Source organism: Alteromonas macleodii, assembly GCF_903772925.1.
Taxonomy (GTDB): domain Bacteria; phylum Pseudomonadota; class Gammaproteobacteria; order Enterobacterales; family Alteromonadaceae; genus Alteromonas; species Alteromonas macleodii_A.
In genome coordinates, this window is record NZ_LR812090.1 from 3384251 (window position 1) to 3399688 (window position 15438).

13 protein-coding genes are annotated in these 15438 nt (G+C 44.1%); 5 read left to right on the top strand and 8 right to left on the bottom strand.

The features are described from left to right. Positions 1 to 20 precede the first annotated feature (20 nt). The 4 genes from PCAR9_RS14575 (at position 21) to serA (ending at position 4758) form a co-directional block, all read left to right on the top strand. Entirely contained in the window at positions 21 to 1649 is a 1629-nt protein-coding gene (locus PCAR9_RS14575) for an ATP-binding protein (RefSeq protein WP_179984228.1), read from the top strand. 31 nt (positions 1650 to 1680) lie between these two features. Beyond that, complete coding sequence (locus tag PCAR9_RS14580) at positions 1681 to 2325, top strand: 5-formyltetrahydrofolate cyclo-ligase (RefSeq protein WP_179984229.1); 645 nt, start codon at positions 1681 to 1683, stop codon at positions 2323 to 2325. An 89-nt stretch (positions 2326 to 2414) separates the two neighbouring features. After that, entirely contained in the window at positions 2415 to 3071 is a 657-nt protein-coding gene (gene rpiA / locus PCAR9_RS14585; protein WP_179984230.1) for a ribose-5-phosphate isomerase RpiA, read from the top strand. 457 nt (positions 3072 to 3528) lie between these two features. Then, the gene (gene serA, locus PCAR9_RS14590; protein ID WP_179984231.1) at positions 3529 to 4758 is read left to right on the top strand and encodes a phosphoglycerate dehydrogenase; all 1230 of its coding nucleotides are present in this window, start codon (positions 3529 to 3531) and stop codon (positions 4756 to 4758) included. 209 nt (positions 4759 to 4967) lie between these two features. On the opposite strand, the gene PCAR9_RS14595 is transcribed toward serA, so the two are convergent. From PCAR9_RS14595 to PCAR9_RS14625, 7 genes are all read right to left on the bottom strand, one after another. Then, positions 4968 to 5714, bottom strand: a complete 747-nt coding sequence (locus PCAR9_RS14595; protein WP_179984232.1) for a DUF481 domain-containing protein — start codon at positions 5712 to 5714, stop codon at positions 4968 to 4970. 214 nt (positions 5715 to 5928) lie between these two features. After that, entirely contained in the window at positions 5929 to 6732 is an 804-nt protein-coding gene (locus PCAR9_RS14600; RefSeq protein WP_179984233.1) for a DUF481 domain-containing protein, read from the bottom strand. Between the two features lie 134 nt (positions 6733 to 6866). Then, complete coding sequence (locus PCAR9_RS14605; protein WP_179984234.1) at positions 6867 to 7691, bottom strand: HDOD domain-containing protein; 825 nt, start codon at positions 7689 to 7691, stop codon at positions 6867 to 6869. 20 nt (positions 7692 to 7711) lie between these two features. Continuing rightward, on the bottom strand, positions 7712 to 8002 hold the full coding sequence (locus PCAR9_RS14610) for a DUF1289 domain-containing protein (protein WP_179984235.1): 291 nt from the start codon (positions 8000 to 8002) through the stop codon (positions 7712 to 7714). 176 nt (positions 8003 to 8178) lie between these two features. Next, positions 8179 to 8889 carry an SIMPL domain-containing protein gene (locus PCAR9_RS14615; RefSeq protein ID WP_179984236.1) on the bottom strand — a complete coding sequence of 237 codons (711 nt, stop codon included), beginning with the start codon at positions 8887 to 8889 and terminating at the stop codon, positions 8179 to 8181. Positions 8890 to 9052: 163 nt separating this feature from the next. Beyond that, positions 9053 to 12175: an efflux RND transporter permease subunit gene (locus tag PCAR9_RS14620; RefSeq protein WP_179984237.1), complete on the bottom strand. Its 3123-nt coding sequence runs from the start codon at positions 12173 to 12175 to the stop codon at positions 9053 to 9055. Beyond that, entirely contained in the window at positions 12175 to 13452 is a 1278-nt protein-coding gene (locus PCAR9_RS14625; protein WP_179984238.1) for an efflux RND transporter periplasmic adaptor subunit, read from the bottom strand. The genes PCAR9_RS14620 and PCAR9_RS14625 overlap by 1 nt, the downstream gene beginning before the upstream one ends. A gap of 392 nt (positions 13453 to 13844) precedes the next feature. Here PCAR9_RS14625 and PCAR9_RS14630 point away from each other — a divergent pair, with 392 nt between their 5' ends. After that, the gene (locus tag PCAR9_RS14630; protein ID WP_179984239.1) at positions 13845 to 14915 is read left to right on the top strand and encodes a LysR family transcriptional regulator; all 1071 of its coding nucleotides are present in this window, start codon (positions 13845 to 13847) and stop codon (positions 14913 to 14915) included. A 7-nt stretch (positions 14916 to 14922) separates the two neighbouring features. On the opposite strand, the gene PCAR9_RS20120 is transcribed toward PCAR9_RS14630, so the two are convergent. Further along, entirely contained in the window at positions 14923 to 15360 is a 438-nt protein-coding gene (locus PCAR9_RS20120; RefSeq protein ID WP_232091220.1) for a hypothetical protein, read from the bottom strand. Positions 15361 to 15438: the final 78 nt, after the last annotated feature.

The following is a 15438-nucleotide window of genomic DNA, read 5'->3' on the forward strand; positions in this document are numbered from 1 at the left end:
TCTGCGTTAGGTTAATATAGATGGAAGCAGCTGCACTCCCTGAAAATGAAGATGAACGTCTTGCCGAACTACTCAGCTACGATGTCCTTGATACTGAAGCGGAGCAGCTTTTCGACGACCTTACCACGTTAGCTTCTCAAATATGCGAAACCCCCATTGCACTTATTAGTCTTATTGACCCTGACAGGCAGTGGTTCAAGTCTCGCGTTGGTCTAGATGCTGAAGAAACATCTCGCGAAATAGCCTTTTGCTCCCACGCTATTTTGCAAGAAGAAGTGTTTGAAATCCCTAACGCCACGCTAGACCCGCGATTCCATGACAACCCTTTAGTAACTGGTTCGCCAGATATACGCTTTTATGCAGGTGCGCCACTCATTACTCCCTCAGGCCACGCTATTGGTACGCTTTGCGCCATCGACCGCAAGCCTAGAACTTTAACTGAAGCACAAAAGACGTCGTTGCAGACATTAAGTAAATCAGTGGTAGCACATTTAGAGCTAAAGCGGAAAAACCGAGAACTTGAACGTACTAGCCAATTCAAGTCTGATTTCCTGTCCTACGTTAGCCACGAAATCAGAACACCACTTAACGCTATAAACACGTTCAGCCGTCTTCTTGAAGGCGAAGCTAAAAAGTTAGACTTACCCCCGTCATTTACCAATCCGCTTTCACATGTAAGCCAAAGCGGTGAACGGTTACTAGAAATTGTAAATTCGGTATTAGATATAAAGCAAATAGAAGCCGGTAAAATGCGCGTAATGGCACGGGCGGTGAGTACAAGCGACTTCTTTACACATCTGTTTTCGTTAACTAAGATTCGCGCCGAGGACAGCGGTATTACATTTTCCACCAGCATTGATAGTTCGGTGCCCGACTCGCTATTTTTTGACGACACAAAGTTTGGACAGGTTGCACTGAACTTGCTCTCGAACGCCATTAAATTTACCAATAAAGGTAAATCTGTAAAAGCGCAAGTAAAATACAAGGGTGGAAAAGTTATATTCAATGTCATAGATGAAGGCATTGGTATTAGCGAAGATGATCAAAAGCGACTCTTTGAGCCTTTCGAACGGATGGGTAACGCTCAAGAGATTAGTGGAACTGGCTTAGGCTTAAATATATCCAGGCGTCTTATCGAGCTTATGGATGGGACGATTAAAGTTAGCAGTAAATTAAATCACGGTACCCGCATAAGCGTAACCCTGCCCGCCGACGCGCTAAGTGCGAATCAGTTCGTTGAGGCACAACCACAGAGCTTTGTAGCACAAGTTAACATTGATAAATCTGCAAATGTATTAGTCGTTGAAGACCACTATATAAACCAGGTGGTTATTCAAACCTTGTTTGAAAAATTAGGTGTGGCGCTTTCTGTGGTAAGCACAGGTGAGGAGGGGGTTGAATACGCTAGAGCTAACCCTGTTGACTTAGTGCTAATGGACCTTAACTTACCCGGCATTCAAGGCGACGAAGCGACAGCACAGATAAAAGCTTATAAGCCAAGCTTACCTGTTGTAGCATTAACCGCTGACGTGATCACTGAGTCAGAGTATTTGCGAGAGCGAGGTCTTGATGACGTGCTAACCAAACCCATAGACAATATTGAGCTGGTGCGCGTGCTGAATCACTATTTAGGGCAGAAGAATCACTAACGGCCCTTCACGCCATGCAAGGTAGCCCAATATGCAAGTAAGCGTTTCACCAGAAAAACAGAAAGCTAGAGCCCAACTTCGCAAAAAGCTTCGCGAAGCGCGCCGTAGTTTACCTGACGAACAGCGTGAAGACGCGGCACAGTGCATCGCGGCCCAGCTAAACACCCTCCCCTTTGTTAAGAGCGCAACTACTGTAGCCGGGTACTTGGTTAACGATGGCGAAGTAAACTTAAAATACTACATTGAATCAACCTGGCAGCACTTGCACAAAAAATTCGCATTGCCTGTGCTACACCCTGTATGCAAAGGGCACTTGCTTTTTTTATCTTATACCCCCGATTCTTTGTTAATTAATAACAAATACAACATAGAAGAGCCTGTATTGTCCTGTGAAGCCGTCATACCTGTTACACAATGCGATGTTATCCTTATGCCGCTAGTGGGGTTTGATACAAACGGAAACCGCTTGGGTATGGGTGGCGGCTATTACGACCGCACCTTAAGCTTTACACAACGCAAGTTAAATACTCAATCAGCCTTGAAACAGCATACTCCAAAATTGGTAGGTATCGCTCACGATGTGCAAGAAGTTAATGCCCTGCCCACTGCGCCGTGGGATGTACCGCTCGATGCTATAGTGACTCCTTCTCGCACACTTATATTCACTAAACCGTAATTTCACTATATCAAATTGAACCTATGAACTTATGGGTTCATGTTCACTTATAAGTTACACTTGCAAGCATAATAAGTTGGAGAGTAACCATGGATCAGAACGAAAAAAAGCAAGCCGTAGCCAAAGCAGCCATCGACTATGTTGAAGCAGACAGTATTGTCGGTGTGGGTACGGGCTCTACTGTTAATTTTTTCATAGAAGAACTGGGCAAAATTAAACACAAAATTGAAGGCGCGGTTTCAAGTTCAGAGGCATCTACCGAGCGTTTGAAAGCCTTAGGCATCGAAGTCTTCGAGTTAAATGAAGTTAGCAACCTTTCAGTTTACATTGACGGTGCCGACGAAGTCACTGAACACAAACATATGATTAAAGGCGGCGGCGCAGCTCTGACCCGCGAAAAGATTGTCGCGGGTGCCGCTACCACGTTCGTTTGTATTGTAGATGAAAGTAAGCGCGTGCCTGTTTTAGGTGACTTCCCACTTCCCGTAGAAGTTATTCCTATGGCTCGCTCTTTTGTCGCTCGCGAACTGGTAAAACTGGGTGGCGACCCCGAGTACAGACAAGGCGTTGTGACAGATAACGGTAACGTTATTTTAGATGTCCACAATCTTGAAATACTAAACCCACGTGAGTTAGAGCAAAAAATCAATAATATTCCGGGCGTAGTAACTAACGGTATTTTTGCGCTACGTGGCGCAGATGTAGTGTTAAGTGCAACCGACAATGGTGTTGAAACCTTTAAGTAATAGCCCCTTAAAAAGTTAAACACGGCGAATAGCGCACCAAAACGACCTGTCATTCACTTGTTCGCTGGTATTGCGTCGCAATAAGCTTTATTGCCCAATAGCTTATTTAATGAGCCTACGCGATATGGGCGACTTAACCGGCTGTATCGCAGCGTTTTGTTGAAAAGCTAAGCAAAATACTGCTTTTAACTTAGCGTGTTTTCTGTTAATTTCCGTTTAGACGTCTAGATGTCTTAATTAACACTATTTTACAGCTAGATGTTTATGTTGCTTAAGGTTATGAACCTTTATTATTAAAGCAATTAGCGTAACTAAAACGCTAGATAGCAGGCGCTAAACCAAGGCTCTGTTGCAAATAAGGTAGTGCATCTTTAGATGTTAGCTACTTAAAATTTATGAGAGCCTATGGTTGGCACTGCCAGCAACCCCAATTAAATCAGCGAGAGATAGCGAGTTCATGAGCAAAGTTTCATTAGAGAAGGATAAAATCCGAATTTTGTTGTTGGAAGGTGTTCACCAAAGTGCTTTGGAAACACTACAAAACAATGGGTATAGCAACATTGAATTTCTCAAAACCTCTCTTCCTGAAGATGAGTTAATTGAGAAGATTAAAGACGCCCACTTTGTTGGTATTCGTTCACGCACACAGATTACCGAGAAAGTAGTTGATGCGGCACAAAAGCTTGTTGCTATTGGTTGTTTCTGCATTGGTACTAACCAGGTTAACCTTGAAGCTACGCAGCGCCGTGGTATTCCCGTTTTTAACGCGCCTTTTTCTAATACTCGCTCGGTTGCAGAACTTGTTCTTGGGCAAATTATTCTTTTGCTTCGTCAAGTGCCTAGCAAAAACGCCAAAGCTCACCGCGGTGAATGGGAAAAGACCGCAGTAGGTTCGTACGAAGCTCGCGGAAAAACCTTAGGTATTATCGGCTATGGCCACATAGGTACACAACTTAGTATTCTAGCTGAGCACCTTGGTATGCGTGTTCAATTTTTCGATATCGAAGACAAGCTAGTGCTGGGTAACTCAGCTCAGGTGAAGTCGCTTGAAAAGCTACTTAATACCTCTGATGTGGTATCACTACACGTTCCCGAAACGCCGCAAACCCAAGATATGATTGGCGAAAAAGAACTGTCTCAAATGAAAAAAGGCAGCATTCTTATTAACGCATCTCGCGGTACTGTGGTTGATATTGACGCACTGGCTAAGGCGCTGGAAAGTGGCCATCTTAACGGCGCTGCCATCGATGTTTTCCCAGTAGAGCCTAAGTCTAACACTGAAGAGTTTGAATCGCCGCTTCGCGCGTTCGACAACGTTATTCTTACGCCACACGTTGGCGGAAGCACGCAGGAAGCGCAAGAGAACATTGGTATTGAAGTAGCGGGTAAGTTAGCAAAATACAGCGATAACGGCTCTACGTTGTCGGCGGTTAACTTCCCTGAAGTATCACTGCCTGAACACACCGGTCGTTCGCGTTTGCTTCACGTACACAAAAACCAGCCAGGTATTCTTACGCAAATCAACAAAGCTTTTGCGGAAAAAGACATCAACATTGAAGCTCAGTATCTACAAACTAACTCTGAAATTGGTTATGTGGTAGTGGATGTTAAAGAAGATCGCGGCTATGAAGCACTAGCGGAACTTCAGCAAATTGACGGCACTATTAAGACCAGAATCCTTCATTAAACAAACGTTTAATCAAACGCTTGCTTGATATTTAGTTAAAAAAACGCTGCAACAATGCAGCGTTTTTTGTATCTGTATTTTTGTTTCACTCAGTAACCCTTTTATTCCGTGCCTGTTCCAACACTACTATGGCGCAGAAAAGAATTACCTAAGCAAAACATTAAAACGCCTCAACGTACAGTTGAGCAGTCAAGGCGCTTCAGCAAAGTTTAGAAGAAGTTGTAAACTAGGCTTACAGCAGTTTCTGTATCAAGTTTTTCTACATCTTCATCAACGTTAGTGTTGTGGTCAAGTTTGAAAGAAAGACGCATAGAAAGGTTTCCGCTAATGGTAGCAGTAAGAGCAGATTCAGCACGTGACTTCGTGTTGTCAGAACCCACTTCAGTACTCACGGTTTGCGTGAATTTAGCAGTGTCAGAAATTTTCCAAGAATACGCTGTTGATGCACGAACAATCATGCTATCAAGATTTTCATCTTCTTGTGTTTCAATGAACGAGTAACCAGGACCAATTGAATATTCTAGAGTGTGGCGATCATTCTCTAGCACTTTTTGGTTCCAACCCGCTGCTACCGTTGCTTGATAGTTAAAGTTGCTAAAGCGGTCGTCTTCATATGATGCGAAGGCAAATAGACGGTTATCAGGGTTTTCTAGCTTATAGTTACCCTGCGCCGAGCCAAAGAATTTTTGTGCAGATGTGTACTCAACGTCTTCGCCATTATCATCTTCTGTAGTTTCTTTTTTGTATAGACCTTCAAGGGCGTAGTCATTGCTCCAATTTTCTAGCTCTTGGTGCGCAGTAATACCCGCGCTGATTGAAGTCGTCTCAGTGTTACCTGATGTAGATATGAAGCCAAGCTCCCCTTCCATTGTGAAAGGTTTTACTTCTTTACCTTGAGCGAATACGGCAGGAGAAAGAGAAATTGCAATTAAAGATGCAAGCACTTGCTTTTTCATTGAACAATCCTATTGATTATCGGTCCATTCGTTGTACACGACACCTTTTGAACTACAAGGCGGTACAACACGAGTTTTAAAAGAGGTCTGCTAAATAGCGTTACAAAATAAGCTGACGCTACAAACAATGGTGCGCAGTGTACATTTTCAACGCTCTCAGTCAATCCACCCGCGGTAAAAAGCCGATATTAAGCCCTAAATTTACACTAATTGACTAAAAAAACTGATAGACCAATGCTACAGATGTCTCTGTGCTTAACGCCGCAACATCTTCAGGGGTGTCGGTTTCATGATTTAGTATAAACGACAGCTTCATCGCTAATGAACCGAATACATTTGCTGAAAGCGAGGTTTCAGAGCGGGACTTGGTATTTTCTTCACCGGCCTCAGTGCTTACAAATTGACGTAGTTTGGCACCTGAACTCCAGTGATATTTGTACTCTGCTGATGCGCGTACTATTACCCCGTCATTAACAAGGGTATCGCTGTCTTCTTCTGCTTCGATAAAGGTATAACCAGGCCCTACACTATAACGAAACTCACTGTCTTCGTTTCGCCAAACCCGCTGAGACCAACCTGCCGCTAATGAAGCTCGGTGCTCATACCCTGTAAATTTATCATCTTCATAATCGCCGTACATAAAAAGACGGCGTCCAGGGGTAAGTAATTTATAGTCGAATTGCGCGCTGGAAAAAAAGCGCTGTGCGCTTATGTCGCGCTCTGTGGTAGGCGTACCGCTTTCTTTATAGAGCAGCTCAGCAAAATAAACACTGCTCCAGTTTTCGGTTTCATGGTCGGCATTCACTGCCGCTTTCACACTTGCAGCAGACGTATTACCTGTATTGAGAAGAACACCTAGTTCTCCATCTAATGTAAAACGGGGAATTTCGTCATCGGCGTCAGGAGTAAAATCGGCGTGATAAAGGGTCTCAATAAGATCTCTTGCATGTGCTGAGAAACACATACCAATGCAAATAGCACCTACAACTACATGTGGCCGGAAGATTTTTGTGAACATAATCTGATTTTACGTTGAGCTTTTTAGTTATTAGATTACGTCTAAATGAGACGCTTATAATACCAATCCTCTGGGAAAGCTTTACTGTGTTTTACAGTATATCAGCGCTGTAACAGCATTGAGGCACTGAAAGCTTAGTGAATAAGCGAGACAATTTTTGCTGTTTCTTGTTCAGCATATTCAATTGAATTACTTATCACTTCCATATCGAGACTTACTGTATTGGCTATCTCAGGCGTAAAAAGTTCAATGTCAGCATAACTTTCTTTATCAAGTTGACTAAGCGTTATACGACTAGCAAGAGCAAGGACACAAATATCAACATCAGAAGCGTACTTAGCTTCTTCGTTCATAAATGATATCGGATAGTACAAACCAATAGGCAAGTGCCACTTTTCCAATATGATACCGCTACAATGTGCAAACGTAAAACCGAAGTGGGCTAACTGTTCGATATGTGGCAACTCGCTTTTTTGAGCCTGACGGTAATCGTCATAACGCTTAGGTTCTTTCTTAGCGATAATGAGCTCACTTAGATTCTGAAGGATTCCCATTACAAAAAACCGTTCAGCGCCACGAATATTAAGTCGCATTGCTAAGCTCTTCGCCACCATGCCGCAATAAACAGAAGCATGCCAGTGCTTGTCTAAATCAATTAACAATGTATCGAAGTGCTTAAAAGCAGTGGTTGCCGTTTCAGCAATGACTAAATTATAAAGCGCTTCGCCACCAATTACGTTAATCGCTTTTGTCAAAGACGCGATTTGAGAGGGAAAACGAAAAAGTGAACTGTTGGCTAGCCGTAAAACTTTTGCAGTCAGAGAAGGATCCGCACTAACTAACACAGCAATATCTTCGATACTAGAACGAGGATCATCTAGGGTTGAACGCAAGCGAACGCATATATCGGGTAACGTAAACGATTTCGCGGCATACGAAACATACTTATCTAACGGCATCAAAAAATTCTCTAACTTTTTTAACTTTTTTCTGGCGGCTCATTGAAAAGAGAAAACTGTTCAGTTGACTCTTCACTTTTAAGCTCTTGCACTTTACGTAACTTCGCCATTACTGCTTTTTTACGTCTTACACACGCACTGATTATTTTTCGTTTTGTCGCGTCATCAACTTTAAGCCAATAGAGGCGTTCATCTCGACTTCTGTAACAGCCTTTACAAAACCCTCTTGGACCAGACTCGCAGACGCCAATACATGGGCTTGGAATTTCGAAGAATTCAAGCTGTTGGGACTGCGCTTTAGGGTCCTTCATCTCAGGCGTGCCACCTTAATTAATAAGCGTTAAGCGCTGAAGTAGTCAGCACTTCTTTAAATTAAAACGTATACCCGCAAATCTAGCCACTAGACATTAGCAGTAATATAATACATAAAGTGCACAAATGCGTGAACTCGCCGTGGCTACATGGCTGTCTTAGCATAGCATGAATATCAATCTACAAGCGTATATTCAATGGTTGACACCACCCTCACTTTCTTTATGTGTGGATGGTGACTGTCGCGACTAGAAATACTGAACTGCCCTTGGTTGGCGCGTTTAATTTTACCCAATGTACTTTTTGAATCTTTGGCAAACTTTTCCGCCACCTCTCGTGCATTAAGCGTAGCCTCTTCTATCATTCCAGGCTTAACTTCATTTAAACGAGTAAACACATAATCGGGTTGAGCGCGATAGCTTTGTTCAGATAGGACAATTCCGGTTTTAATAAGCTCTCCAATCTGCTGCATAAGCTCCCGCACCTTTTCAACCTCATTGGAAAAGACAGTTACAGTTTGAATTGCGCTATAGCGAAATGGCGCTTTTTCACCACTTCCATACTGCTGTGCTAGCTTGTCATTTATTTCGGGCTTTCCAATAGTAATGCTCTCGGCTGGAATACCTTTTTCTTCTAAAAAGCTAGCCACTTGAAGGCTATTTTTCTCGATATGGTCATATAGTTGAGGTAGGTCGTTGCCTGCATCGACAAACTGGATAGGCCAAATAACCTGATCAGCAATGTATTCTCGCTCTGACAATCCTTTTACGGTTACTACTCTATCCCACGTTTGCATATCGTTCATGGCAGAAGACACCTGAACACCAAGCAAAGACACAGCAACCACCATGCCCATCGCCATTACTATCGCCGCACCTATTTTCATTCGAATCTCCATTCTTTCTGTTTTCAACAGGATACAAGCGAATATAAGCTTTTCGGTTTCACAAAACGAGATAAAAACTGACCAATGGTGGCAAAAAAAAGGCCACTCAAATGAGTGGCCTAAAGAGCCCCTTAAGAGGGCAACGCTTGGGTAGACGGGAGAGTTAACCTTTACGCTGTATCAGGTAATAAAATACCGGAGTTAAGATAAGTCCAAATACGGTAACACCAATCATGCCTGAGAATACTGCTACACCCATGGCTTGACGCATTTCAGAGCCGGCACCGGTTGATACCGCCATTGGCAGTACACCCATGATGAAAGCAATGGACGTCATTAGTATTGGACGAAGACGTAAGCGACTTGCTTCTTTAATAGCTGAAAGCGCGTCCATCCCCTTGTCTTGTAGCTCTTTTGCAAACTCGACAATAAGAATGGCGTTCTTCGTTGCAAGGCCAACCAGTACAATCAAACCTATTTGGGTAAAAATATTGTTGTCGCCGCCATAAACTTGCACACCAATAAGCGCGCTAAGCAAGGTCATGGGAACAATCAATATGATTGCCAGTGGCAAACGCAGGCTTTCGTATTGCGCAGCCAGTACTAAGAACACCAAAAGCACAACTAATGGGAATACAAACGCTGATGCATTACCCGCTAATATTTGCTGATAGGTGATCTCAGTCCACTCGTAAGTCATGCCAAGTGGTAACGTTTCAGCCAATATTTCTTCAATAGCTGCCTTCGCCTGGTCAGACGAATAGCCTGGCGCTGCTGCACCATTTATTTCAGCGGTGACGTATCCGTTATAGTGCATAACACGGTCAGGGCCTGCACTGTGCTCAATATTCAAGAATGAGCCAAGCGGGATCATCTCACCTTGTGCATTACGCACTTTAAACTGCGTAATGTTCTCAATATCCTGACGGTATTGGGCATCAGCTTGTACATTTACTTGGTAAGTTCTACCGAACAAGTTGAAGTCGTTCACGTATAACGAACCTAAGTAGCCCTGCATGGTGGTAAACAAGGTATCGATGTTTACACCTTGGCTTACCGCTTTTTCACGGTCTACATCTACATCGAGCTGAGGTACAGCAACAGTGAAGCTAGTGAATGCATCGGTAAGCGCTGGGTGTGCCCACGCTTTGCCGATCACTTCTTGCGTTACACGCTCAAGTTCTTCAAAGCCTAGGTTCCCTCTGTCTTCGACCTGTAAACGGAAACCACCAATCGTGCCTAACCCCATTACTGGTGGCGGCGGGAATATTGCCACAAAGGCACCTTTTATAGACCCAAAGTTCTGGTTAAGCTGTGCAGCAATGGCGCCACCAGATAGATCAGGCGTCGTTCTTTTATCAAAGTCAGTCAGCGTTGCAAACAACACGCCTGAGCTTGGACTATTGGTAAACCCGTTAATATTCAAGCCAGGGAATGCAATTGCATCTTCAACACCAGGGTGTTCCATAGCAATACGAGACATTTCACGGATCACTTCTTCAGTTCTGTCTAAGCTGGCTGCATTAGGCAGTTGAGCAAAGGCGACCAAATACTGCTTATCTTGCGGCGGAACATAGCCTGTTGGTGTATTGGCAAACTGGAAGTAAGTGAGCCCTAACAGACCCGCGTAAAGCACCATGATAATACTGCTCTTGCGGATAAGCCCACCCACAGCACCAGTGTAGCGCTTTGAGTTACGGTCAAAGAAACGGTTAAACGGTGAAAATACAAAGCGGCCAAACACTTTATCCATTAAACGGGTTAACCAGTCATTCGCTTTACCGTGAGGTTTTAACAGCAATGCAGATAATGCAGGGCTAAGCGTTAACGAGTTAATTGCAGAAATTACCGTAGAGATAGTAATTGTTAGCGCAAACTGCTTATAGAACTGCCCGGTAAGACCGCTCATGAAAGCAGTAGGTACGAATACCGCAGCAAGTACCAGTGTTGTGGCAATGATAGGACCGGTTACTTCTTTCATTGCTTGTACGGTGGCTTCAAACGGCGCTTTGCCTTCAGAGATATTACGCTCTACGTTTTCGACAACAACGATGGCATCGTCTACAACAATACCAATCGCTAACACTAAGCCAAATAAAGACAGTGCATTAAGCGAGAAGCCCATTAGCTGCATAAAGGCGAACGTTCCCACAAGTGAAATAGGCACTGCAACGAGTGGGATAATAGACGCACGCCATGTTTGTAAGAACAGTACAACAACAAGTACAACTAACAATACAGCTTCAAGAAGTGTACTAATTACCGCTTCAATCGAACCGCGAACAAATACGGTAGGGTCGTAGGCAATTTCGTATTCAAGGCCTTCAGGGAACGCCTTAGACAGTTCCGCCATACGAGCGCGAACGTCATCTGAAATTTGGATAGCATTAGAGCCTGGTGCTTGGAAAACCGGCACCGCTGCCGCAGGGTTATTGTTAATAAGTGAACGCAGTGCATAAAACTCTGAACCTAGTTCGATACGCGCAACGTCTTTAAGACGGGTTATTTCACCATTCTCACCCGACTTAACAATAATATTTTCAAATTCTGCTTCGTCTTTTAAACGACCACGCACATTGATAAGCAGCTGAAATTCACTGGTGCCTGTTGGCTGCGCACCAAGACTACCTGCCGCAGCCTGCTGGTTCTGATCGGCAATAGCCACTGCTACATCACCAGGGTTTAATTGAAGCGCTGCAAGCTTGTTAGGATCTAGCCATACTCGCATGCTGAATTCGCCTGCACCGAAAAGACGTACCTGCCCTACTCCATTTATTCGAGCTAGTTCATCTTTTACAAACTGGTCGGCATAGTTTGAAAGATACAGCATGTCATAACGATTATCGGGCGACGTTAAATGCACCACCATGGTTAAATCTGGTGATGATTTTTCGGTAACCACGCCTAAGCGCTGCACTTCTTGAGGTAAACGTGGCGTAGCGCGATTTACACGATTTTGTACCAGCGTTGTCGCTTCATCTGGGTCGGTGCCAATCGCAAACGTAACTGTTAAGGTCATGCGGCCGTCGCTGGTAGCTTGAGAAGACATATACAGCATATCTTCAACACCGTTAATTTCTTGTTCTAACGGCGTAGCGACTGTTTCAGCAATAACTTCGGGGTTAGCGCCAGGATAATTCGCGGTTACCACAACAGTAGGCGGCACCACTTCAGGGTATTCAGTGATGGGCAGTTGCCAAACAGCGATGGCACCGCCGATAAAAATAAGTAGGGAAAGCACGCCCGCAAAAATCGGGCGGCTAATGAAAAACTGCGAGATATTCATTACTTAAGACCTGCCGTTGCTGTACCTGAGGTAAATGAACCACCAGATAAAACATCTTCATACTGCGCCATGTTTTGGGTTACTTGAGTAGCGTTATCAACACGTGACTGCCAGCTAGATAAGTTTGCCAAAGCATCTTCATCACCCATAGGCACTTCGTTAGCGGCAACTTGGGCACCAGGGCGAACGCGCTGTAAGCCATCAACTACAATAGTGTCGTTAGCATTTAGGCCGCTTGTGATGATGCGCATGCTGCCAACTTTGTCACCCAGCTTCACTGCACGGTATTCCACTTTATTTTCGTCGTTAACCACTAACACAAATTTATTATTAAGGTCTGTGCCAATGGCTTTTTCTTTAATTAGAATGCCTTGTTCTTCGGTATCACCTGCCAATTTTAAGTGTGCAAATAATCCCGGAATCAAACGCCCTTCTTCGTTATTAAACACAGCGCGAACGCGAAGTGTGCCGGTGCTACCGTTAACTTGGTTGTCAATAAAGTCGATTTGGCCCCAGTGGTTGTAATCAGACTCATTGGCAAGGCGCATAGCCACTGGCTGTTCATTGACTGCGGTAGACGCATTGTTATCGCTACCTACGTAGTTCAGATACGTCTGCTCATCAATATCGAAATACGCATACAATCGGTCGGTGGAAACGATTCGGGTGAGTTCAGTTTGTCCTGCGGTCACAAAGTTACCCTCTGTGATGTTGGCACGCGATACTCGTCCAGAAATAGGCGCTTCAACACGAGCAAAACCGCGATTTAAGCGCGCTACTTCAAGTGCGGCTTGCGTTTGGTTTAAGCTTGCAAGCGCTTGGTTTTTCTCAGCTAAACGGGCATCAAGAACTTCTTCAGAAACCGCCTGGGTTTTACGAAGTTTAAAAGCACGGCTATAGTTTTGCTCAGCCAACTGAACGCGACTTTTGGCTTCTTCAAGTTGTGCAGTCAGTCGATCAACTTCTGCTTTAAACGTGCGGTTATCAATTAAGAATAGAGTTTGCCCTTGTTCGACATATTCGCCTTCGTCAAACGCAACAAAGTCAATGTAGCCCGACACGCGAGGACGAAGCGCTACAATTTGCGGAGACTCTAAACGGCCTGTAAAATTATCCCACTCGGTTAAACGCTGAGACACTACCGTAGCCACATCAACTGGAACACCAGCATTTGCGCCAGCGCTCATTGATTGACTTTGATCCTGCTCGTCACCACCACATGCAGCGACAAGCGCAGTTAGGCTTACTATTGCCAATAGACGGGTAAAAGTTTTCATTGCAAGATTCTCTAAAAAATTAAACTAAAGTTTGATGCTGCGCATTATGCACACCATCAAACAATAAAAATAATTATCTTTTTATATGCAACACATCACATGATATTATGTATTGAGAATAGATGCTGAAGGAATGGACCGCTTTTTAAAAGTTAAGGAGCGTTTTGCCACAGAGCAAACCAAAAAATCCATAAGAAAAGCCAAAGCTTAGGTAAGTCGAGGGCTGCGGCATTGTAATGTATCATTGTCGCTCGTCGCTTTCATATGGAAAGTAAATGCATTTAGCTATAACCTATAACTAAACTATGTCATTTAAGTGAAATTCATAATGCCTTTGATTCATTAATTGACAGATGAATGTAGCTGATTAGTAATAAGCGCCGGAGACCACTATGCGTCCACACGATTTAAATTTGTTGATGATTTTTGATGCCATCATGACAGAGGGTGCCATTACTCGTGCAGCTGACAGGCTATCAATGACACAGCCGGCGGTCTCTAATGCGCTTTCACGCATGCGCACCGCTTGGAACGATGAATTGTTTGTTAAAGATGGGCGTGGTATTCAGCCTACATCTTTCGCCAAAAATCTTTGGAGTCAAATACAAGGCCCTCTAGGCGAGCTTGAAGTGGCCGTGAACCCGACTGACTTCGACCCTGCAACAGCTAAACGTACTTTTCGTATTGCAGCTACTGACAGCATTGTGTCTATGGTGTGGGGCCCGCTGCGCAAAGTTATTGAGAACGAGGCGCCTGGTATTAATATCCATGCCATTCCTAATTACGATATGGAAACGGACAAAATACTTAAAGATGCCGAAGCCGAACTGACTTTCTCTAAATACCAAGAGCCTGGCTCAGTTATTCGTGCTGAACATGTCCTAGACCCAAGCTGGGTGGTGGTAATGCGTCCCGACCATCCTTTAGCCAAATCTCAACTAACGTTAGAAGACTTTGTAGCGGCCGATCACCTTCTGGTTTCTGTTACAGGCGATGTGACGGGTCCCACAGATCAAGTGCTGGCAAATTTAGGCCTCAAGCGCCGTGTAGCCATGTCCGTAAACCAATTTTATAACGCCGCACCGCTATTAAAAGAGAGTAACCTTATTTGTGTTGCGCCTTCATTGGTCATGGAAAAGGAAATCTTCTCTGGAGAATTAGCGGTATTTGAAACACCTGTAGAAATTATTAGCTCTCCTCTATCTATCATGTGGCATAAACGCCAAGACCAGGACGCTGGTTTGCAGTGGCTTAGGGGGCTGGTTGTGAAGTTCATTCGCGAGCGTGTGCAGCGCCATGAAATGCTGCTCTCTCAATGCTGCCGTAAAGCGTACTGCGCCGACACCGTTAAACGCTTTATGGATCAGCGAAATATGGACTGTGAGGAATTTAAGCCCGCACACTTAAAAACACCGAGCAACGATGAAGCAGCAAAAATCATAGCAGGGAAAGAAACTGCTTAAGTTGTTGTTACTCATTATCTAACGAGCAACCAAGCGCGGCTAACCATGCAAGCGCATCATTTTCAGAGTCACTGAAATAGCATGCTAAGTTAGCCGCTGCATATACGCGTTCAAACTGGCTTTTAACCAAAGCAGGTATGTCAGCATCGCTAGTAACAAAAGCACAAGCTTGCATACCGTATTGCTTTCTAAGGCGCACAGATTCAATTAAAGCTTGTTCGGCATCGGGCGTTAAAATACCCACACCTTGTACGAAAATCAGAAATCCCCAAGGCTGTCCACCTAGAGGTAAGGCGAGTTTTTTGACATCTTCGTGATAGTGTTGAAAAAGCGCTTTTGTTACCACACCCTTTCCATCTAGGCGAATAATGTTGCCTTTAAGTTCAACGCTGTATTCCCCAAACTTCGATTGTACTTTAATTGGGTCTTTAATCTTTGCTGACATCTACCACCACTTCTTGTTTCCTGCGCCTTACTTATATTTTCGGATTGGCCATTGAAATAAAAGTGTAGTACAAAAAAA